Annotated in this window: 16 protein-coding genes; 7 read left to right on the plus strand and 9 right to left on the minus strand. The window is 72.3% G+C overall.

Annotated elements, in window-relative coordinates:
• Positions 1-6: 6 nt before the first annotated feature.
• Entirely contained in the window at positions 7-2667 is a 2661-nt protein-coding gene (locus ABZS69_RS41025) for a SpoIIE family protein phosphatase (protein WP_355381851.1), read from the minus strand.
• Between the two features lie 240 nt (positions 2668-2907).
• Here ABZS69_RS41025 and ABZS69_RS41030 point away from each other — a divergent pair, with 240 nt between their 5' ends.
• Positions 2908-5709, plus strand: a complete 2802-nt coding sequence (locus ABZS69_RS41030; protein WP_355381853.1) for a BTAD domain-containing putative transcriptional regulator — start codon at positions 2908-2910, stop codon at positions 5707-5709.
• Here the strand turns inward: ABZS69_RS41030 and ABZS69_RS41035 are convergent.
• Positions 5678-6157: a hypothetical protein gene (locus tag ABZS69_RS41035; RefSeq protein WP_355381855.1), complete on the minus strand. Its 480-nt coding sequence runs from the start codon at positions 6155-6157 to the stop codon at positions 5678-5680. The genes ABZS69_RS41030 and ABZS69_RS41035 overlap by 32 nt on opposite strands.
• Before the next feature lie 39 nt (positions 6158-6196).
• Between ABZS69_RS41035 and ABZS69_RS41040 the strand changes: the two genes are divergently transcribed.
• A complete protein-coding gene (locus tag ABZS69_RS41040) occupies positions 6197-6787 on the plus strand; it encodes a TetR/AcrR family transcriptional regulator (protein WP_355381857.1) in 591 nt (196 codons plus the stop codon).
• Between the two features lie 111 nt (positions 6788-6898).
• Here ABZS69_RS41040 and ABZS69_RS41045 read toward each other — a convergent pair whose 3' ends face one another.
• From ABZS69_RS41045 to ABZS69_RS41060, 4 genes are all read right to left on the minus strand, one after another.
• The gene (locus tag ABZS69_RS41045) at positions 6899-7840 is read right to left on the minus strand and encodes an NAD(P)H-binding protein (RefSeq protein WP_355381859.1); all 942 of its coding nucleotides are present in this window, start codon (positions 7838-7840) and stop codon (positions 6899-6901) included.
• 150 nt (positions 7841-7990) lie between these two features.
• Entirely contained in the window at positions 7991-9268 is a 1278-nt protein-coding gene (locus ABZS69_RS41050; protein ID WP_355381861.1) for a hypothetical protein, read from the minus strand.
• 79 nt (positions 9269-9347) lie between these two features.
• Positions 9348-10124 (minus strand): SDR family oxidoreductase, encoded by a 777-nt coding sequence (locus tag ABZS69_RS41055; RefSeq protein ID WP_355381863.1) that lies wholly within the window; start codon positions 10122-10124, stop codon positions 9348-9350.
• A 28-nt stretch (positions 10125-10152) separates the two neighbouring features.
• The gene (locus ABZS69_RS41060) at positions 10153-10347 is read right to left on the minus strand and encodes a DUF2255 family protein (RefSeq protein ID WP_355381865.1); all 195 of its coding nucleotides are present in this window, start codon (positions 10345-10347) and stop codon (positions 10153-10155) included.
• Between ABZS69_RS41060 and ABZS69_RS41065 the strand changes: the two genes are divergently transcribed.
• The gene (locus ABZS69_RS41065) at positions 10262-10570 is read left to right on the plus strand and encodes an aldo/keto reductase (protein WP_355381867.1); all 309 of its coding nucleotides are present in this window, start codon (positions 10262-10264) and stop codon (positions 10568-10570) included. The genes ABZS69_RS41060 and ABZS69_RS41065 overlap by 86 nt on opposite strands.
• Before the next feature lie 38 nt (positions 10571-10608).
• Here ABZS69_RS41065 and ABZS69_RS41070 read toward each other — a convergent pair whose 3' ends face one another.
• Positions 10609-11841: an aminotransferase class V-fold PLP-dependent enzyme gene (locus tag ABZS69_RS41070; protein ID WP_355381869.1), complete on the minus strand. Its 1233-nt coding sequence runs from the start codon at positions 11839-11841 to the stop codon at positions 10609-10611.
• Between ABZS69_RS41070 and ABZS69_RS41075 the strand changes: the two genes are divergently transcribed.
• Positions 11840-13234 carry a PLP-dependent aminotransferase family protein gene (locus tag ABZS69_RS41075; RefSeq protein ID WP_355381872.1) on the plus strand — a complete coding sequence of 465 codons (1395 nt, stop codon included), beginning with the start codon at positions 11840-11842 and terminating at the stop codon, positions 13232-13234. The genes ABZS69_RS41070 and ABZS69_RS41075 overlap by 2 nt on opposite strands.
• A 27-nt stretch (positions 13235-13261) precedes the next feature.
• Here the strand turns inward: ABZS69_RS41075 and ABZS69_RS41080 are convergent, their stop codons facing one another.
• Together ABZS69_RS41080 and ABZS69_RS41085 are read right to left on the minus strand one after the other, a co-directional pair.
• Positions 13262-15259 carry a S8 family serine peptidase gene (locus ABZS69_RS41080; protein ID WP_355381874.1) on the minus strand — a complete coding sequence of 666 codons (1998 nt, stop codon included), beginning with the start codon at positions 15257-15259 and terminating at the stop codon, positions 13262-13264.
• A gap of 168 nt (positions 15260-15427) precedes the next feature.
• Complete coding sequence (locus tag ABZS69_RS41085) at positions 15428-17047, minus strand: phospholipase A2 (RefSeq protein WP_355381876.1); 1620 nt, start codon at positions 17045-17047, stop codon at positions 15428-15430.
• Positions 17048-17487: 440 nt separating this feature from the next.
• Here ABZS69_RS41085 and ABZS69_RS41090 point away from each other — a divergent pair, with 440 nt between their 5' ends.
• From ABZS69_RS41090 to ABZS69_RS41100, 3 genes are read left to right on the plus strand one after another with little or no spacing between them, the layout of a single operon-like run.
• Entirely contained in the window at positions 17488-17751 is a 264-nt protein-coding gene (locus ABZS69_RS41090; RefSeq protein ID WP_355381878.1) for a hypothetical protein, read from the plus strand.
• Positions 17752-17784: 33 nt separating this feature from the next.
• Positions 17785-18285, plus strand: coding sequence for a MarR family transcriptional regulator (locus ABZS69_RS41095; RefSeq protein ID WP_355381879.1), 501 nt, complete (start codon positions 17785-17787; stop codon positions 18283-18285).
• The gene (locus tag ABZS69_RS41100; protein WP_355381881.1) at positions 18276-19514 is read left to right on the plus strand and encodes an MFS transporter; all 1239 of its coding nucleotides are present in this window, start codon (positions 18276-18278) and stop codon (positions 19512-19514) included. Before ABZS69_RS41095 ends, ABZS69_RS41100 begins: the two co-directional genes overlap by 10 nt.
• Positions 19515-19572 lie beyond the last annotated feature (58 nt).

Here is a 19572-nt window from a genome sequence, read left to right on the forward strand (position 1 = left end):
CGACGGCTAGAAGCCGTCCGGGGAGGGATGGAGGTGCTGCTCGGTCCAGATGCACTTGCCGGAGTCGGTGTAGCGGGTGCCCCAGCGATGGGAGATCGCGGAGACCAGCTGGAGCCCGCGGCCGCCCTCGTCGGTCTCGGCGGCGCGCCGGATGCGGGGCGTGGTCAGGCTGCCGTCGGAGACTTCGCAGGTGAGCACGTCGGTGCGGAGCAGGCGCAGGTGGATGGGGCCCTTGGCGTGCCGGACGACGTTGCCGACCAGCTCGCTGGCCAGCAGCTCGGTGGTCATCGACAGGTCGTCCAGGTGCCAGACGCTGAGCTGGGCGCGGACGTGCTCGCGGGCCTCGCCGGCGGCCTTGGGGTGCTCGGGCAGCGGCCAGGTGGCCATGTCGTCGCTCGGCAGCGCGTGGGTGCGCACGACCAGCAGGGCGGCGTCGTCGTCGGCGGTCCCCTGCCTGCCGGGCAGCAGGGTGGCGGTGAGGCTGTCGCACAGGGACTCCAGGCACCTGGCGCAGTGGAGCGCCGGCGCATCCCCGTCCTGGTGCGGGCACGGCGCCCGGGGCGGGATCCCGGGGACCGTGTCGCCCAGCGCCCTGGCGAGGTCGGCGATGCCCTGGTCGACGTCGAGGGTGGAGGATTCGACCAGGCCGTCGGTGTAGAGCACCAGCAGGCTGCCTTCGGGCAGCTCGATCCGTACGGTGTCGAAGGGCGGGGTGGCGGCGCCGAGGGGCGGGTTCGGATCGGCGGCGGGGAAGTGCACGGTGCCGTCGGGGTGGACGACGGCGGGCGGGGGATGGCCGGCGCGGGTGACGACGCACGAGCGGGTGGTGGCGTCGTAGACCAGGTACAGGCAGGTGGCGTAGAAGTCGTCGCCGAGCTCGCTGACCAGGTCGTTGAGGTGGGAGAGCAGCTCGTCCGGAGACAGCTCCAGGTCGGCCAGGGTGCGCACCGCGGTGCGCAGGCGGGCCATGGTGACCGCCTCGGCCACGCCGTGCCCCATGACGTCGCCGATGACCAGGGCGACGCGGTCCGCCGACAGCGGGATGACGTCGTACCAGTCGCCGCCCACCTCCATGTCCTTGCCGGCGGGCAGGTAGCAGGCCGCGGCGGTGACCGCGGGAAGGTCGGGCAGCCCGCGCGGGAGCAGCCCGCGCTGCAGTTCCTGGGCCCGCGTGTGCTCCCTGTCGTACAGCCGGGCCCGTTCCATGGCCTGGGCGACCAGCCCGCTGAGGGTCAGGAGCAGGTTGCGCTCCTCGCCGGTGAACTGGCGCGGCTCGGCGAAGGACACGACGCAGCTGCCGACGGGGCGTCCCGAGGCGACCAGCGGGAGGAAGGCCCACGCCTGCTTGCCGCTCGCTGCCGGCAGGTCGGCCGTCGTGGGGTAGCGCTCGATGTACTCCTCCACGGAGTTGATGAACACCGGCGTGCGCTCCCGCAGGGCCTGCGCGATCGGGAGCCCCCCGCCGGCGGGTATCCGGGACACCCGCTCGACGAACTCCTCCGAGTACCCGGTGAACCCCACCGGCCGCAGATGGTCGCCCTCCAGGAAGGTGACCATGAGACCGGCGGCGCCGAACGCCGGCAGGATGTGCTCGGCGGAGGCGTCGACGACGTCCCGCACGGTGACCGCCTCGGCCAGCGCCTTGGTCAGCTCCTTGATGCGGGAGGAGCGCTCCACGGCCGCGCGCTCGGTATGACCCGCCGGCAGCCCGGCGATCGCCTCCAGGTCGTCGTGGGTCTTGGTGATGTCCCACAGCGTGCCGACCATGCGCGCCGGGTCGCCGTTCTCGTCGACCAGCAGCCGGCCGCGGGCCCGTACCCAGGCGGGCGTCCCGTCCATGCGGCACACCCGGTACTCGCTGCTGTGCATCCTGCCCGTGCGGATCGCCTCGTCGATGTCGGCCAGCACCCACGGCAGATCATCGGGATGGACGAGGGCCGTCCAGGTCTCGATGCGCCCGTCGAAGGTGCCCGGCTCGATCCCGAGGAGGGCGAGCATCGCGTCGTTCCAGATGACGTCCCCGGTCCTGATGTCCCACTCCCACGTCCCGACGGTCTCCAGATTCTGCGACAGGTGCGAGGCGGTGGACCGGCTCTGCCCGCCCGCGAGCCCCGAGCCGGGTGGGGGCGCGCTGGTCCTGCTCAGGCGCTCGCCCGCCCACCTGCCCAGCGTGTCGAGGAAGGCCCGCTGCCCGGGCGACGGCTCGTACGAGGAGGCCGTCACGATCGACAGCGCGCCGATCGGCCCGCCGGGGCCGAGCAGCGGGACGGCCGTCATCGCCGCGCCGGTCGGCCAGAAGCGGGTTCCGGGCGTGGTGGGGCCCTGCCGGGGCACGGCGGGCGCCATGGGCACCCGGACGAACGCGGCGTCCCGGAACGCGCGGGCCGGGGCCAGCGCGTCGTTGCCGTCGACGCGCTCCCACGCGTGGGTGAGTGCGGGGGGTAGCCCGCTGGTCACGACGAGGCGCAGCCCGCCGCCATGGCCGGGACTGCCGAGGTGCGCCATGCCGCCCAGCCCCGCGAGATCGGCCACCGCCTGCTGGATCGCGAACCGCAGGAGCTCGATCCCCCACAGATCGTCACCGACCTCCGCGAGCAGCCGTCTTCGCTCCTCGGAGACCTGGTCCGCCCACGTGGTTCGCGGACCCTGCGCACGCTGTTCGCCCATCCCATCCCCTCACCACGGCGCCGGGGTCATCGGCATTGATTCGGGGGAAATCTGTCCATATTGCGGTATATGTACCGAGTATAACTACCCAGAGCACACGGCCTCTTTGCTCCATTCACGCCGCGATGTGCGGGGCGCCCCGCGGCGTGCGAGCATCTTCCTGACCGCCGGCACCTTTGGCGCTCAAGACGGGGCACGGGCCCCGGATGATGAGCCGGTCTCTGGAGGGTTGACGGAAGCGTGCTACGAGTCGATTTCGGCGTGCTGGGCGAGATCTGCGCCTGGGCCGACGGGCAGGCGATCGAGCTGGGCCCGGCCAGGCAGCGAAGCGTGCTGGCGGCGCTGCTGGTAAAGGTCAACCATCCGGTCTCCCTCGACCAGTTGACCGACTGCGTATGGGGGGAGTCCCCGCCGCAACGGCCCACCGCGACCTTGCAGAGCTACCTGTCCCGGCTGCGTACGTCCCTGCCGGCGGCCTGGGACGGCGGCATCCGCCGCAGCGGTGGCGGCTACCTGCTGCGGGCCGACGAGAGCGCGGTGGACCTGCACCGCTTCCGCGACCTGCGCAACCGGGCCCGCCAGAGCGACGACGCCACCGCCGCGCGCCTGTACGAGCAGGCGCTGGACCTGTGGCGCGGCGAGCCCTTCGCCGACCTGGACACCCCGTGGGCGAGGGAGCAGCGGCACGCCCTGCAGGGCGAGCGGCTGGCCGCGCGCCTGGCCTACCACGACGTACGGCTGCGCGGCGGCGGGCACGCCGCCCTCCTCGGCACCCTGGAGTCGCTGGCGGCCGAGCACCCGCTGGACGAACGCCTGGCCGCCCAGCTGATCCTCGCCCTCTACCGCAGCGGCCGCCAGGGCGAGGCCTTCCGGCAGTACGAGCGGATCCGCAAGCGGCTGGCCGCCGATCTCGGCGTCGACCCCGGCCCTGACCTGCGGCTCCTGCACCACCAGATGCTTACGGCCGGCGTGGCGCCCGCCTCCGGGGAGGCCGCCCCGGCGCCCGCGCCCGCCGCCGCCGTCGTGGTGCCGCGCCAGTTGCCGGCGCCGCCGCCGGTGTTCGTCGGACGCCCGCGCGAGCTGGCCACGCTCGACGCCGCGCTGACCGGCGACGGCACGGACCGGGTCGCGATGATCTCAGCCATCGGCGGGTACGGCGGCATCGGCAAGACCTGGCTGGCCCTGCACTGGGCGCACCGGCACGTGGACCGGTTCCCGGACGGGCAGATCTACCTGGACCTGCGCGGGTTCGACGCCAGGAACGCGCCCATGCCGGTGGAGACGGCCCTGCGACTGCTGCTCGGCGCGCTCGGCGCGGATCCCGCCGCCGTCCCGCAGCGGCAGGAGGAGCAGACGGCGCTGTACCGCAGCCTGACGGCCCGCAAGCGCCTGCTGATCGTGCTCGACAACGCCCGCGACACCGCCCAGGTAGTCCCCTTGCTGCCGGGCACGCCCTCCTGCACCGTGCTGGTCACCAGCCGCAACCAGCTCCCCGGGCTGATCGCCGGCCACGACGCCCGCCACGTGCCGCTGGACGCGCTCGACGACGCCGAAGCCCGCCGGCTGCTGCGCCACCATCTGGGGTCCGAGCGGGTCGAAGCCGAGCCGGAGGCCGTGGCCGCCCTGGTGGAGCGCTGTGCCGGGCTGCCGCTGGCGCTGAGCATCATCGCGGCCCGCGCCCTGATGAGCCCGCGGCTCCCGCTCGGGTCCCTGGCCGAGGAGCTGCGCGCGGAGTCCACTCGGCTCGACGCGCTGGACGCCGGTGAGCTGTCGGCGGACCTGCGGACCGTGTTCGCCGCCTCGTACCGTGCGCTGGAGCCGGAGGCGGCCCGGCTGTTCCGATTACTGGCCCTGCACCCGGGGCCGGACCTCCCGCCACCCGCCGCGGCCAGCCTCATGGGCGCGGAGGTCCGGCGGCCCATGGCCGGGCTGGTCCGCGCGCACCTGGTCACCGAGCCTGCACCCGGCCGCTTCGCCCTCCACGACCTGCTGCGCGACTACGCGGCCGAGCAGGCGTACGCCGACGGCCAGGCCGAGCGCGACGCGGCGCTGCGCCGCCTGCTCGACCACTACCTGCACACCGCGCACGCGGCGGCCCTGCTCTTCTACCCGAACCGGCGGGCGATCGAGCTGACCGAACCCCCCGCCCCCGGGGCCGTCCGGGTCGTCCTGCACGATCATCAGCAGGCGGCCGGCTGGCTCGCCGCCGAGAACCAGGTGCTGCTGTGGGCGGTCAGGCGGGCCGCCGACGCCGGGCTGACCGCGCACGCCTGGCAGCTGGCCTGGTCGCTGGCCGACTTCCTCAACCGCCAGGGGCGCTGGCAGGACATCCTCGCCACGCAGCAGGCCGCCCTGGAGGCGGCCCGGGACAAGGGCGACCTCATGGCACAGTGCCGGGCGCTCCAGACCATCGCCCGCACCCATTTGCGGCTCAGCCGGTACGACGACGCCCGCGCCCATCTCGATCTCGCGCTCGACCTGTCCACCAGGCTCGGCGACCCGGCGCTCCAGGCCCGGGCGCACCACAGCCTCACCATGGTCTTCAGCGCTCAGGAGCGCCACGGCGAGGCGCTCGCCCACGCCGAGCGGGCGCTCGAACTGTACCGGGGCCTGGGCGACAAGAGCAGCACGGCCGACATCCTCAACTCCGTCGGCTGGGAGCACGCCGCCCTCGGGCACCACCGCGAGGCCATCGACCACTGCGAGCAGGCCGTCGCCCTGTACGAGTCGCTCGGCGACCCGTACGGCCGGGCGGCCGCCCTGGACAGCCTGGGCTACGCCTACCACCGCTCCGGAGACCACGACCGGGCCGTCAGCCGCTACCGGCAGGCCGTCCGGCTGTTCCGGGAGGCGGGGGACCGCATGGAGGAGGTGACGTGCCTGGTCAACCTGGGTGACACCCACCGATCTGCCGGTGACGAGGCGGCGGCCCGGCAGGCGTGGCAGGCCGGGCTGGACGTCCTCGACGAGATCGACCGCCCCGGCGACGACCCGGTGCGAACCAGGCTTCTCACCCGCCTCGCCCTTCCCGGTGACCGCTGACGGCGAAGAATCGGCGAGCCGGGCCGGGGAGCCAGAGGGCGGCGATCATGGCGAGCTGGATGGCGTCGGTGGGGATGACGGCCCAGTAGTACTCGGGGCCGGCCGCCGCGGAGGCGAAACTGCCCAGGGTGGCCAGGACCAGGTAGCCGGTGAGGGCGATGCGGGCCCAGCGGCGGGCCTTGAGCGCCTTGACCGTGAACCAGACGGCGAGCACGGCGCTGACGGCGTGCAGCGCGAAGGTGTAGACGAGGGCCGCGTTGACGGCGAAGCCGAGGTCGGCGGGGTCGAGGGCGGGGTTGTCACGCATGATCGAGGCGCCGGTGGAGCCGCGGTCGACGGCCATCGCGACCGGCAGGGCCACGTAGAGCGCCAGCAGGACGATCAACGCGGGGACGAGCAGGCGGAGGGGGAGAGGGACAGCCTTTTGTTGGTGCGACTGTGCTGCCATAGACAATTATGCTAGCACGGGTGAGCTAACATAAAGCTTGTGCCCAAGCTCATCGATCATGAACGGCGACGCCAGGAGCTCGCCGAGGCGGCCTGGCGGGTGATCATGCGGGACGGCGTCGGGCACGCCTCGGTGCGCGCGGTCGCCGCCGAGGCGGGCGTGTCCGCCGGGTCGCTGCGCCACGTGTTCCCGACGCAGGGGGAGATGCTGGTGTTCGCCATGCAGCTCGTGCTCACCCGCGTACGCGCCCGGGTCGCCGCGCTGCCGCCGCGTCCGACCATCCGGCAGGCCGTCGAGGCGGTGGCCCGCGAGCTGCTGCCGCTGGACGCGGGGCGGCGCGCGGAGATGGAGGTCTGGCTGGCGCTGTTCAGCGCCGCCAACGCCGAGGAGTCCCTCAAGGGCCCGCGGGCCGAGGCCCACCGGGCTCTGCGCGACGCCTGCCGGTGGATGATCGGTCAGCTCGACAACGGCGTCGACCTGTCGCCGGACCGGGACGTGGAGCTGGAGGCCCTGCGCCTGCACGCGCTCCTCGACGGGCTGGCCGCCCACCTCGTCTACGATTCGCCCGCCACCGACCCTGACTGGGCCACCAGGGTCCTGGCCGCCCACCTGGACTCCCTGAGGTCATGACCTCTCACCCGCGGCGGCTCTCACCCCCCGCCCACAGGTCGCGTGCCCGGTCCAGTGCGGTCTGCGGCATTCATCGATGATCGCGACCGGGGACCGCCGGGGACAACCGGTTTACCTCCGGGCCGTGGGGCTTGCGGCGCCGCCGAAGAGGGCCGCGTGGCCGGCGACGAAGGTCTTGACGCTCGTCGCCGGCCGCCCGGTGATCGTCTCGACGTCGCGGGTGTGGCGGGCGTAGCGGCCCCGCGCGTGGAGGTGCGCCATGGCGATGATGTGGTCGGCCAGGTGGTCCGGCAGCTTCGCCTTGCGGAGGTCCTTTTCGAGCCACTGTTCCAGCGACACGTCCGCGTACGTGATGCGCCGCCCCAGGGCCTCGGAGTACTCCGCCGCCACGGCGTTCATGTCCTCCGAACGCGGCCCGGTGAGCTCGTACACCTTCCCGACGTGCGGCGACGGGGCGGCCAGGATGGCCGCGACGACGGCCGCCACGTCACCGGCCGCGACCGGCGAGGTCCGCGCGCCCCCGAAGGGCAGGCGGATCTCGTCCCGCTCGGCGATGGAGGCGGCGGCGAAGAGGGTGAAGAAGGGATGTTCGAGGAACACCGTGGGCCGGACGACGACCAGCGGCAGCCCGGACCACGTGAGCGCCTGCTCGGCGAGCCAGTGCAGCCGCTGCTGGCGTGACTCCTCGGTGCTCGTGGTGGTCATCCCGGAGACGGTCATCTGCGAGAGGGTGACGAACGCCCCGATGCCCGCGGTCTGGCGGGCCACGGTCGCCATGGTGACGGCGGCCTCCAGGTACGACGGCGAGACGCTCATGGTGAAGAACACCCGGCCCACCCCGTGCACGGCGGGCACGACGTCGGCGGCGCGCGCCAGGTCGGCGACGACGACCTCGGCGCCCGTGGCCCGCAGCGCCTCGGCGCGCTCGTCCTCGCGACGGACCAGCGCGCGGACCGGAAGCCCCTGACGCCGCAGCGTCTCCACGACGGTCCGGCCGACCGCTCCGACGCTGCCGGCCGCGCCCGTGACGAGAATCGGTCTGTCCTGGGGCATCGGTCACCTCCTCGACCCACCCCAGCAGACTCACGACGGTTCTTCCACCGGGACGCCCGGCGGATGGCGATGTCGTTAATCCGGAATTATCAAGATTTCGCCGGGGCAGGCCGCCGGCAGCCGTTTCTGGAACGGCGTTGAAAGGCGGCTTCAGCCGGGATCGACGTCGGTGATCGCGACGGAGAAGACGACCCGTTCCTCCTCGCCTTCGGTGAGCCCCCACAGCTCGCCGGTGGCGTACCACTGCGACAGGTCCTCAGGCCGGTACGCCCAGCTCGTGTGGGCGCTGATCGTCCGGGGGGAGGCGCCGAGGTTCACAGTGGCGAAGCGTCTCCTGGGGTCGGGGCCGGGGTGCGCGCCGGCCGCCATGTTGAGGTAGAGGAGGTCGCCGTCGGCCTGGACGCCCTGCACGTCGCTGATGGCGTCGGCGGGGTCGGCCGGGACGGTGGACACCCAGGCCTGCGTGGGCGCGTTGACGAGCCGGTAGTCGCCGTCCGGAGGCGGCTGGAAGCGGTAGCGGACCAGCTTGGTGCCGGCCGGGGAGCCCGAGGAGCCGCTGGAGGCCTTGTAGGTGCCGGCGATCAGGGTGGCGCCGCCGGAGCTGTGGCGGTCCAGGGAGACGTAGTCCAGGCGGATCGGGGTGATGTAGTGGCGCACCTCGGGGATGACGTAGCGGTAGTCGCCGCCGCTGCCGTCCCGCTTGCGGTAGATCTTGCGGGTGTCGAACACCCGGATGGTGTTGTACGTGGAGTCGGGGCCGGCGTAGCCGTTCCAGTTGGTGCTGGAGGTCATGAACAGGTAGGGCCCGTACCAGGCCAGGCCGCCGCCGTGCCCGTAGATCCGCCGCAGCTTCCCCTGAGCGTCGACCCACACGGGCAGGACATTGCGGTAGCGGCGGTCGTCGAGGTCGACCACCGACAGGTTCACGGAGTTGGTGCGGTAGTCGGGGTTGTCCGGGTCGGGCGAGTTCAGCCAGACCCAGCTGGTGATGAGCGCCCTGTGGTCGGCGCCGATCGGGGTGCCGTCGAGCTGGGCCTCGCCCGAGGTGGCCAGCCCCTGGGGCACCCAGGGAGAGTGCGGGAGGTCGTCCTTGTCGCCCTGGGCGCCGGTGTTCCAGCAGAACCAGGAGCGGACCGGGACCCGCGGCAGATAGGCCGCCCGGGCGGCGCAGGCGGGGTCCTCGCCGCCGGGCAGCGCGACGCGGTCGGTCCCGCTGAGCGCCCCGCCGATGCCCACCTGCTCGTACTCGGCCGCGAGCGGCACGGTGTACGGGTCGGACCCGGCGCGCAGGTCGAGGCCCGTCAGGCTCAGTGGTTGGAGCGGCGCCGGAGTCGTGGCCAGGGCCGACGCGGCGCCGGGCCACAGCGCCGGTGCGGCCAGGACGCACGCGGCACCTATCCGTACGAGCCAGGTCAAAGGGGTGGTCATCGAGATGCTCCTCGTTCGACGCCGAGCTTCGCCTGATCCGTAGTGTGATCAATTCCGGGGCGGCCGGCAAGATCACATTTCAGGTGAAGAGCTGGCCGCCGTTGACGTCGACGGTGGCGCCGGTGACGGCCTTGGCGTGGTCGGAGGCGAGGTAGACCACGGCGCGGGCCACGTCCTCCTCCGTGGCGACGCGGCGCAGCGCCATCGCCGAGACGTCGCGGGCGAGGATCTCCTCGAACGTCACGCCTTCCGCCGCGGCCCGCGTGCGCATCCAGTCGTCGAGCGCCTCACTGGCGATCCAGCCGGGGGCCACGCAGTTCACCCGCACCCCGTACGGGCCGAGTTCGTCGGCCAGGCAGTGGGACAGCAGGTGCGCGGCGGCCTTGCCCGCGGCGTAGTCGCTGCGGCCCGCGTAGCCCGTGCGGGAGGACATGGAGGTGAGGTTGACGATCGAGCCGGAGCGCCGGGCCACCATGTGCGGCGCGATGAACCGGCAGGCCAGCAGGGTGCCGTAGCCGCCGGTCTCGACGGCCGCGCGCCAGGCTTCGAGGTCGCCGGCGGACATGTCGAGCACGTTCCTGCGGTGCGAACCGGGGAAGGCGGCGTTGACCAGCACGTCCACCCGGCCGAACCGGTCGATCACGGTGTCGGCGAGCCGCCGTACGTCTTCCACCCTGGTCACGTCGGCGGGCACGGCCAGGGCTCCCGGCACCTCGGCGGCGGTCCGCTCGACCGTGGCCGCGGTGCGGGCGGCCACGACGACCCTGGCGCCCTCCTCGCCCAGGAGGCGCGCCAGGGTGCGCCCCAGCCCGGGGCCCGCCCCGGTGACGACCGCGACCTTGTCGGCGAGCAGCACGCACCGACTCTACCAAGCGTTTGCTTGACTAGGAACCGGGCGCGAGCCGGATCGTCGCGGCACGAGCCTCGGGGTTGACGACGCTGCCGACGACGTTCGCGCTGTAACGGCGGTACTTGGCGCGGTAGGCCGCGTCGATGTCCTCGTCGAGCGCGCGGTCGGCGTCGGCAAAGGTGACCGACCGGCAGGGCCGCCCGCTGTTCCTGGACGGCGACAAGGCCATTGTGGGGGCGGTCCAGCGGATCGCCGAGGCGCGTGGCGTCTCGATGGCCCGGGTGGCCATGGCCTGGGTGCTGAAGAACCCGGTCGTCAGCGCCCCCATCGTGGGCGCCACGAAGCCGCGACACCTGGCCGACGCGGTCGCCGCGCTGGACGTCGGGCTCACCGAGGACGAGATCACGTCGCTGGAGGAGCACTACACCCCCCGTCAGCCCACGTACTTCTGAGCGTGGGCCGGGGCGAGCCCGCACGGGCTCGCCCCATGTCAGCCCCGGGCGCCGGCGACGCTGAGCTCGCCGACCGCGGCGGCGACCCGGTCCACTTCCTCCTCGGTGTTGTAGTAGTGCGGTGACAGGCGAAGGGCCCACTCGACGTCCTTGTCGCCGAAGTCGTACTGGGCGAACTCTCGGAAGCTGAGGGCGGAGTTGATCCCCTTCGCGTCCATGGCCTCCTTGAAGGGCTGCGGCCGCCGGCCTTCGATCTCGAAGGTGACCAGGGCCGCCAGCCGGGTGCCGCGATCGAGGAGCCGGAGGCCGGGGATGCCGGCCAGCCGGTCACGCAGCCGGGCCGCGAGGGCGGGAGTGCGCTCGGCGATGCGGCGCACGCCGACCTGGAGGGCGTACCTGGTGGCCACCGCGCTGCCGATCACGGCCGCGTAGGGGAACTCCCAGTCCTCGAAGCGGGCGGCGGTCTCGACCGGGCGGTAGCGCCGCGGCCCGACCCAGCGGGCGCCGTACATGTCGATGAACAGCGGCTCGTAGCCGGCGCGCAGGACCCGGTCGGAGACGTACAGGAAGCCCGAGCCGCGCGGTCCGCGCAGGAATTTGCGGCACGTGGCGGTGAGCAGGTCGCAGCCGATCTCCTCGACGTCGATCTCGTACTGGCCGACCGTCTGGCAGGCGTCCACGAGATACAGCAGCTCCAGCTCGCGGCAGTGGCGGCCGATCTCGGCCACCGGCTGGACCAGGCCGGAGTTGGTGGGGACGTGCGTCACGGCGACGAGCCCGGGGCGCCGCGAGCGCATGAGCCCCGCCATCGCCTCGACGTCGACGCCGCTCCCGTCCGCATGGTCCGGGGCGTGCACGATCTCGACCCCGAACCTCTTGCGCAGGGACAGGAAGGCGATCTGGTTGGAGATGAAGTCGTTGCGCGTGGTGAGGATGACGTCGCCGCGCTCGAACGGGATGGCGGACAGCGCCCTGGTGTAGGCGTCGGTCGCGCTCCCGGCGAAGGCGATGTTCTCGGGGGAGCAGTTGATGAGCCCGGCCGTCGCGGCGTAGAAGTCGCGGATCTCCGCCTGCCGCGCCGCCGCCGCTTCGTATCCGCCGATGGCCGCTTCGAGGCGCAGGTGGTCGAGCATCGCGTCGAGCACCGGCCTGGCCAGCAGGCCGCAGCCGGCGTTGTTGAAGTGGATCACCGACGCGCAGCCGGGGGTGTCGCCGCGCAGGCTCTGAAGTGTTTCCTCGGTGAAGGCGAAAGCGTTACTCTTGTCTCTCATGTCAGAGAGTAACATTACTCAGGCTCTCGTCACGAGCCTGCGGGCGGAGATCGCCGGGCTGGCCGCGGGCGACCGGCTGCCCAGCGCCCGCGACCTGGTGCGCCGCCACGGGGTGAGCCCCGTGACGGTGACGCGGGCCTTCGCCCTGCTGGCCGCCGAGGGAGCGGTGGTGACCCGGCCGGGCAGCGGCACCTTCGTCGCGGCTCGCCGGAGCCCGAGCGACCGGTCCGCCGACGGCGTGGCGGACACCTCCTGGCAGACGGTGGTGCTCGCGGACCGCAGCATGCCGGCGCTGTCGGAGGCCGAGCTGCTCGGCCCGCCGCCCGCCGGCGCCATCACGATGGCCGGCGGCTACCTGCACCGTTCCCTGCAGCCCACGAAGGCGCTGGCCGCCGCTCTGGCACGCGCGGCGCGCCGTCCGGACGCGTGGGACCGTGCGCCGACGGCGGGGCTGGCGCCGTTGCGCGCGATCTTCGCCAGGCAGGCCGGCGGCGACGTCGGCGCCGACGACGTGCTGATCACCAGCGGTGGGCAGAGCGCCCTTTCCATGGCGTTCCGGGCCATCGCCGCGCCCGGCAGCCCGATCCTGGTCGAATCGCCCACCTATCCGGGCGCGCTGGTCGCCGCCCGCGCGGCTGGGCTGCGGCCCGTACCCGTCCCACTGGACGGCGACGGCGTCCGGCCCGACCTGCTGGCCGACGCCTTCGCCACCACCGGGGCCCGGCTGCTGTACTGCCAGCCGACCTTCCACAACCCGACCGGCGCCGTGCTGTCGCCCGAGCGTCGCCGGCAGGTCGTCGACGTGGCCCGCGCGGCCGGCGCCTTCCTGGTCGAGGACGACTTCGCGCGCCATCTCGGCCACGGCGCGCCGGTGCCGCGCGCGCTGGTCGCCGACGACCGCGACGGCACCGTGGTCCACGTGACCTCCCTGACCAAGCCCGCCTCGCCCAGCCTGCGCATCGGCGCGGTCGTCGCCCGGGGGCCGGTGATGGAACGGCTGCGCGCGATGCGGCGGGTCGACGACTTCTTCATCGCGCGCCCCCTCCAGGAGGCGGCCGTCGAGCTGCTCAGCGCCCCGGCCTGGGAGCGGCACCTGCGCGCGCTCGCCAACGCGCTGCGCGAACGCTGCGCCGCGCTGGTCACCGCGCTGGCCCGCGAGGTCCCCGGCTGGGTGCCCGGACGGGTCCCCGCCGGAGGGCTGCACCTGTGGGTGCGGATGAGCACGGGCCACGACCACGCCGCCGTCGAGGCGGCGCGGGCGCGGGGCGTGATCGTCAGCGCGGGCCGTGAATACTTCGCCGCGGAGGCTCCTGGCGACTACCTCCGGCTGGGGTTCGCGGCCGCCGCCGACCTGGGCGAGCTGGTCGAGGGCGCGCGGCGGCTCGGTACGTAGTCCCGCGTCCCGGGCCGCCGCGGCTGTTCAGAGCGTCAGAGTCCATCCGTTGATGTAGCCCTTGTCGCCGGATGCGACGTCCTCGACGCGGAGTTTCCAGCTGCCGCTGGCCGGTGAGGTGCTGGCGTTGACGTGATAGGTCTCGTTCAGGACGTCGGCGTCGTCCTTCGGTGCCGGTGCCCGTAACGGATAGACCTTGCCGTCCGGGGCGACCAGGTCGAGCTTCAGGTCACCGCGCCAGGTGTGGTTGATCTCGACGTAGACGGTCACGTTGGAGGGGGCGTTGCCGGAGATCCAGCCGACCACGATCTGGGAGTCCGTGCTGCCGGGGTCGGGGATGGGGATGTCGTCCCAGGCGCCGAAGCAGGGCAGCCTGATCGTCCAGCTGTCGATGTAGCCGGTGTCGAGCCATTCGACGTCTTGCGCCCGCAGCTTCCAGGTGCCCTTCACCGGGGAGGCGCTGGCGTTGACGGTGTAGGTCTCGTGGATGATGTCGGCGCTGTCGTTGGGGTCAGGCGACCGCAGCGGGTAGACCTTGCCGTCGGGGGCGATCAGGTCGGCCTTCACCTCGCCGCGCCAGGTGTGGTGGATGTCGATGTAGACCTCGATGGAGGCGGGCGCGCTGCCGATGAGGTCGTTCACCACGATCTTCGATTCCACGTAGCCGTGGTCGGGGATGGCGTAGTCGGTCCCGTTGGTGTAGTTGGGCAGCGGCCAGGGGTCGGCGTCCGGGTCCGGGGTGGGGTTGGTGCTGCCGAGGACGGCGGTGTCGAGCTGGATGCGCGGGGTGGTGGCGCCGGTGTAGGTGATGGTCTTGCCGGTGGTCTTCAGGGTGGTCACCAGCGTGGAGACGGCGGTGGCGGGCTGGGCCTGCCGCAGCACGGCCAGGGCGCCCGTGACGTGGGGGGCGGCCATCGAGGTGCCGTTCATGGAGGCGTACGTGTTGCCGGGCACGGAGGAGACGATGTCGGTGCCAGGGGCGAACAGGTCCAGCAGCGGGCCGCGGTTGCTGAAGGTGGAGGGGGTGTCCTGGTCGGTGGTGCTGCCGACGGCGATGGCCGAGGAGACGCAGGCCGGCGCGCTGATGGCGTCGCCGTAGCCGTTGTTGCCGGCGGCGATGACGGTGGCAACGCCGGCCGCCAGGAGGGCGTCGATGGCGGGTTTGCGGGGGTCGGTGTCGCAGGCGGCGGTGTAGCGGCCGCTGCCGAGGCTGAGGTTGGCGGCCACGATGGGGGTGCCGGACTCCTGCATCTCCAGGACCTTCTCCAGGCCGGCGATCTGGGCGCTGGTGAAGCTGAGCACGCAGGGGGCCGCGCCGGCGCCGCAGAAGTCCTCGGAGGTGAACTTGCTGAAGACCTGGATGGCGACGAGCTCCGCGGCCGGGGCCACGCCGGCGGGCGGGGCTCCGGTGACGCCTTGGCCGTTGCCGACGGCGATGCCGGCCACGTGGGTGCCGTGGTCGCAGTCGAGGGCGGCGTCGGCGCAGGGTCCGGTGTCGGTGTCGGCGGCGCCGGGTCCCTCCTGCTCGGCCTCGCCGTCGGGGCACAGGCTGGTGGCCGAGTAGTCGGCGTCGATGGGGGAGAAGCAGGCCTCGTCGACGACGCGGCTGCCCAGGAAGGGGTGGTTGACGGCGACGCCGGTGTCCAGGATGGCGACGACGCTGCCGGCCCCGGTCATGCCCGCCGCGCGGGTGCGGTCCCCGCCGATCAGCGGGATGCTCTGGGCCAGCACCGGGGGTACGGGTTTGTCCTCGGTGACGCTGACCACATTGTTGAGCTTGGACAGCCGGTCCATCGCCGCCGCGTCCACGCGCAGGGTGACCATGGGGAAGCGGGAGGAGGTCTGCAGGACCTGGCCGTTGCTCGCGGCGTCGGGCAGGTCGGTCCGGGACTTGGTGATCACGTTCACCCTGAGCTTGCCACCGGCGGCCAGCTTGGTGCGCAGCTCGGGCTCCACCGTCGGCGCGGCCGCGGTGGCCGTGGTGGTCTGCTTGTCCGCATTCGCCGTGGCCGCGTGGGCCGGCACGCTTACGAGCGTCGTGGCCGCCAATGCTGCGATGACGCAGGATAAAACCGGGATTTTCATGACATATCGCGCCTTTGCGTGAAGAGTTCTGTGGTGACGACGCCGACATGAGGGGGCGGCCGGACGGCCATCGATCCCGCCGTCCGGCCCAGGGGTCACAGCGTTCGGTTACGTGGCGTTCGCGCCGTTCTTGGGGTTGCCCTTGACGCGGACGGCGGCGTAGTAGACGAGGGCGATCCGCTTGCAGGTCCCGCGTACGAGGAAGAAGTAGCCGCCGCACACCTTGTCGCGCAGCGTGATGTAGAACCTGTTGTCCACGTCGGCCTTGCGGCTGCGGTCGAGGTAGTACTTGTACTTCTTGTACGTGTTGCCGATCAGCCCGTACCCGTAGTCGTGCGAGTCACAGGCCGGCCGGTAGTCGAAGCCGCTGGGGCGGTCCGGAGCCTGCGTGCAGTGGTCGTGGTTGATGCCCATGACCTTGAAGCCGCTGGCGGTCCGCTTCCAGCTCGGGCTGTGCCAGCCGTAGTGCGCGGCGTAGGCGAGGCAGCCGATCTTGGTCCACCACATCCAGTCCTTGGCGGTGGGGCAGTACTTCGGATAGGCCTGCGTGCCGTCGATGCCGCCCGGGAGGAAGTCGCCCGGCGGCGGCTCCGGAGTCACGGGGCTGGGGATCCCGCCCGAACCCTCGATCGGCGTGTCGGCGGCCGGCCGGTCGGAGTCGGTGGAGGTCACCTGGGGGACCGCGCTGCCCGCCGGGAAGCTCAGCTGCCACGAGCCGTTGCTGCTCGAGTCGATCGACGTCAGGCGGCCGATCTCGTCGTAGGCGTAGGTCGCCTGGGTGGTGCCGTCGCTGGGGTCGGTCACCGTGCGCAGCAGACCGGACAGGTCGTACGCGTAACGGGCCGCCGTCTGCGGCGCCTCGGTGCCGAGGGTGACCGTGATCTCCTTGAGGCGGCCCGTGAAGTCGCCGAGGGAGGAGGTGCCGGCCGTGGTCGAGGTGGCGTAGGTGAACGCGAGGGTGGTCTCGGGGACCTCGGCGCCGGCTGCTTCCTTGATGGTGCTGATGCGGCCCTGGGTGTCGTAACCGACCGTCGACTTGCCGTACGCGGTGGTGCCGACGCTGGTCACCCGCCACGTGTCGGTGCTCTGCAGGCCCGCCGGCTGCGCCCAGGCGTAGGTGAACTTGAGGTCGGCCGCGCTGACGGGATTGCCGCTCGCGTCGGTGAAGGTGTCGTCACCCGCGTCCTGGGTGCCCGGATCCACCGCGATCGCCTCGGACATCGTCGTACGCATCGCTCCGGCGGTGGCGTCCCACTTGGTCGTTTCGGTGATCTTGGCCCCGGTGGTGTCCTCGTAGGTGTTGATACCGCCGCCGCCGGGCAGCGAGACGCTGCTCTTCAGGTCGTAACGGGTCGAACCCCCCTCCTCCAGGTCGGTGACGACGATGGCGCCGCTCTGGACTTCCAGCTTCCGGTTGATCGACCCGCCGAGGAACTCCCCTTGCCATCCGGGCCCGAAGACGGCCAGCTCGGGGCGGGTGGCGGGGGCCGACTGCGGCCGGGCCAGATCGCCGCCGGCGCCGGCCACGCCGTGCCGGCGGCCGATCGCGGCGAAGGACACGTCCGTTTCGGCGATCTTGAAGGTGGAGGAGTCCGAGGAGTACTGACCGGGGCCGACCTCCTGAACGTCGGCCAGCGGCGGCTCCTCGACGGCGGAGGCCGAGGCCTCGGGAGAGAGCAGGGGGATGAGCACCGCCGAAAGGGCGACGGCGGTCGTTAATCGGCGCAAGGTGGCCTCCCGAGTACGGGGGTGAGTGATTAGATCACATGGACAGTAGATGATCGAAATTCGCTCGACAAGGGGCTGGACAGGCGTTCAAATCGGTGCTCAAATCGCGTTCGGAGTCACGCCTTCGCGCCCTTCTGCGGGTTTGGTCTCCCGCCTTTTCTGGAGCCGCTTGTGCTCACATCACCGCAGGTCGACAGGGCTTCTCGGGTGAATTTATGGCGCCCTTATCGGGCATCTGACAGAACGGTTAGAGGTGGCCTCAGCAGTTATATGGTCGAAATGTAGTGACTTTATGGCGGTCGCGTCGATCGTCGTTTCCGACGTTTGTCCTGTCTCCGGAGCCGGCCGCCGGCGGGGCTGGTGTAGCGGTCCTGTAGCGGATCTGTAGCTCCTGATCCGAGTGTCGTTCGGAGAGCAGTCGCTGTAAGGAGACGAGAAACGTGGCTAAGAGCGCCTTCTTCATCGCCGTGGTGATGCTGGCCGGCACCGTCACCTTGCGGGAGGGCGTCGAGTTGTACCTGTCCCGGCGGCGGCGTTCGCCCGGCGCCGCGCCGGTGCACCTGTCGCCCTGCTGCGGTCCGTCCCGGCTCGGCCGGTTCGGCGGTGGGCCGATCGACCCCCACGGCAGGACGGCGCGTCTGCGGCGGGGCCGGCGGCCCCGGTGCGCGTGTGAAGGTGCGCGCGGATGCCGGACGAAATCGTAACAGTGCTTATATAAGTGCTGTTACGATTGGCTCATGCCCGATCCCCATGAGCTCGACCCCACCCAGCAGAGCCTCTGGCGCCCCCTGCGGCTCCTCCAGGCGTCGATGGACGCCGACATCGCCCGCGTCTACACCGACGCGCGGATCGACGGGCTCAAGCCGAGCTACGTGCTGGAGCTGCTCCGGCTGCACGCCCGCGGGCCGATGACCATCACCGAGCTGGCCGAGTCGGTCAACCGGACGCATTCGGCGCTCAGCCAGAAGGTGGCCGCGATGCGCGAGGCCGGCTGGGTCGAGACCGTCGAGGGCAGAGACGCGCGCAGCAAGAAGGTGACGCTCACCGGCAAGGCCCGCGCCGTCGTCGGCCGCCTGGCGGCGGAGTGGCGGGCCACCGAGGCCGCCGCCGCCGAACTCGAAGCCGAGCTCCCCTATCCGCTCTCCCAGGTCGTCACCGACATGGAGCAGGCCCTCGAACGCAAGAGCTTCCACGACCGGATCGCGGAGAAGCTGGCGCAGGACCCCGAATGGGGCTGAGGCACACGCTGCTCGATGTGACCCCGCTCCGGTCGTCGCCGCGGTTCCGGCGGTTATGGATCGGCCAGGCGCTGTCCAGTTTCGGCAGCCAGATGACGCTCGTCGCGGTGATGTTCCAGATCTGGCAGGTGACCGGCAGCACCGCGTGGACCGGCGCCGTCGGCCTGGCACAGGCGATCCCCCTCGTCGTGCTCGGGCTGTTCGCCGGATCGCTCGTCGACCGCGTGGACCGCCGGAGGCTCTGCCTGATCGCGGCCGGCGGGCAGGCCGGGTGCTCGTTCCTCCTCGCGGTGCAGGGGTTCGCCGGGCACCTTCCGGCCGCCGGGATTCTGGGGCTGGTGGTCGCGCACTCCTGCTTCGGCGCCGTCGGGGGCCCGGCCTCGCGTACGTTCATCGCGCACCTGCTGCCCAAGCACCAGGTGGCCGCCGGGCTGGCGCTGAACCGCATCTCCTTCGGGGGCGCCATGCTGGTGGGACCCGCGCTGGGCGGGCTGATCGTGGGCTGGCTCGGCGTCGGCGGCTGCTACCTGATCGACGCGCTCACCTTCGCCGCCGCGCTCTACGGCGTGTTCGGGCTGCCCCCGATGAGCCCCGAAGGCGAGCCCGCCCGCCCCGGCCTGCGCGGCGTGCTGGACGGCCTGGCCTTCCTGGCCCGCGCTCCCGCCGTCCGCGGAGCGCTGGTCACCGACCTGGCCGCCACCGTGCTGTCGATGCCGGTCAGCCTGTTCCCCCTGGTCAACGCGGAGCGGTTCGGCGGCGACCCGCGCACACTCGGGCTGTTCCTGACGGCCATCGCCGTCGGCGGCGTCGTGGCCTCCGTCTTCTCCGGGACCTTCACCCGGCTTCCCCGGCCCGGCCTGGTCATGCTCGCCGGATCCGCCACGTGGGGCGCGGCGCTCGCGCTGTTCGGCCTGTCGACCCAGCCTTGGGCCGGGCTGGCCTTCCTCGCCCTGGCCGGCGCCGCCGACACCGTCGCCGTGGTGTCCCGGAGCACGATCGTCCAGCTGCACACCCCGAACGAACTGCTCGGCCGGGTCGGCGCCGCCGAGCAGATCGTCGGGCAGGCCGGCCCCGACCTCGGCAACCTGCGCGGCGGCCTCGTCGCGTACGCCACCTCGGGCACGGCGGCCCTGATCAGCGGCGGCCTGCTCTGCCTCGGCGCCGTCGCCGTGGTGGCCGCGAGCACCCCGGACCTGCGCCGCTCCGCCACGGAGCCCGCCGGCACCTAGGACGGGCGCATAGCTGAGGTGTGAAATGCCTGGGTTTACGGGACTGGCTCACTAGGTC

This window comes from Nonomuraea sp. NPDC005650 (assembly GCF_040605375.1).
GTDB lineage: Bacteria > Actinomycetota > Actinomycetes > Streptosporangiales > Streptosporangiaceae > Nonomuraea.

Excerpts from the sequence above, each read along its gene's own strand:
- ABZS69_RS41025 (WP_355381851.1), bottom strand. The coding sequence starts at position 2,667 with ATGGGCGAACAGCGTGCGCAGGGTCCGCGAACCACGTGGGCGGACCAG.
- ABZS69_RS41035 (WP_355381855.1), bottom strand. The coding sequence starts at position 6,157 with ATGGCAGCACAGTCGCACCAACAAAAGGCTGTCCCTCTCCCCCTCCGC.
- ABZS69_RS41045 (WP_355381859.1), bottom strand. The coding sequence starts at position 7,840 with ATGCCCCAGGACAGACCGATTCTCGTCACGGGCGCGGCCGGCAGCGTC.
- ABZS69_RS41050 (WP_355381861.1), bottom strand. The coding sequence starts at position 9,268 with ATGACCACCCCTTTGACCTGGCTCGTACGGATAGGTGCCGCGTGCGTC.
- ABZS69_RS41065 (WP_355381867.1), top strand. The coding sequence starts at position 10,262 with ATGTCCTCGTCGAGCGCGCGGTCGGCGTCGGCAAAGGTGACCGACCGG.
- ABZS69_RS41060 (WP_355381865.1), bottom strand. The coding sequence starts at position 10,347 with ATGGCCTTGTCGCCGTCCAGGAACAGCGGGCGGCCCTGCCGGTCGGTC.
- ABZS69_RS41075 (WP_355381872.1), top strand. The coding sequence starts at position 11,840 with ATGTCAGAGAGTAACATTACTCAGGCTCTCGTCACGAGCCTGCGGGCG.
- ABZS69_RS41070 (WP_355381869.1), bottom strand. The coding sequence starts at position 11,841 with ATGAGAGACAAGAGTAACGCTTTCGCCTTCACCGAGGAAACACTTCAG.
- ABZS69_RS41095 (WP_355381879.1), top strand. The coding sequence starts at position 17,785 with ATGCCCGATCCCCATGAGCTCGACCCCACCCAGCAGAGCCTCTGGCGC.
- ABZS69_RS41100 (WP_355381881.1), top strand. The coding sequence starts at position 18,276 with ATGGGGCTGAGGCACACGCTGCTCGATGTGACCCCGCTCCGGTCGTCG.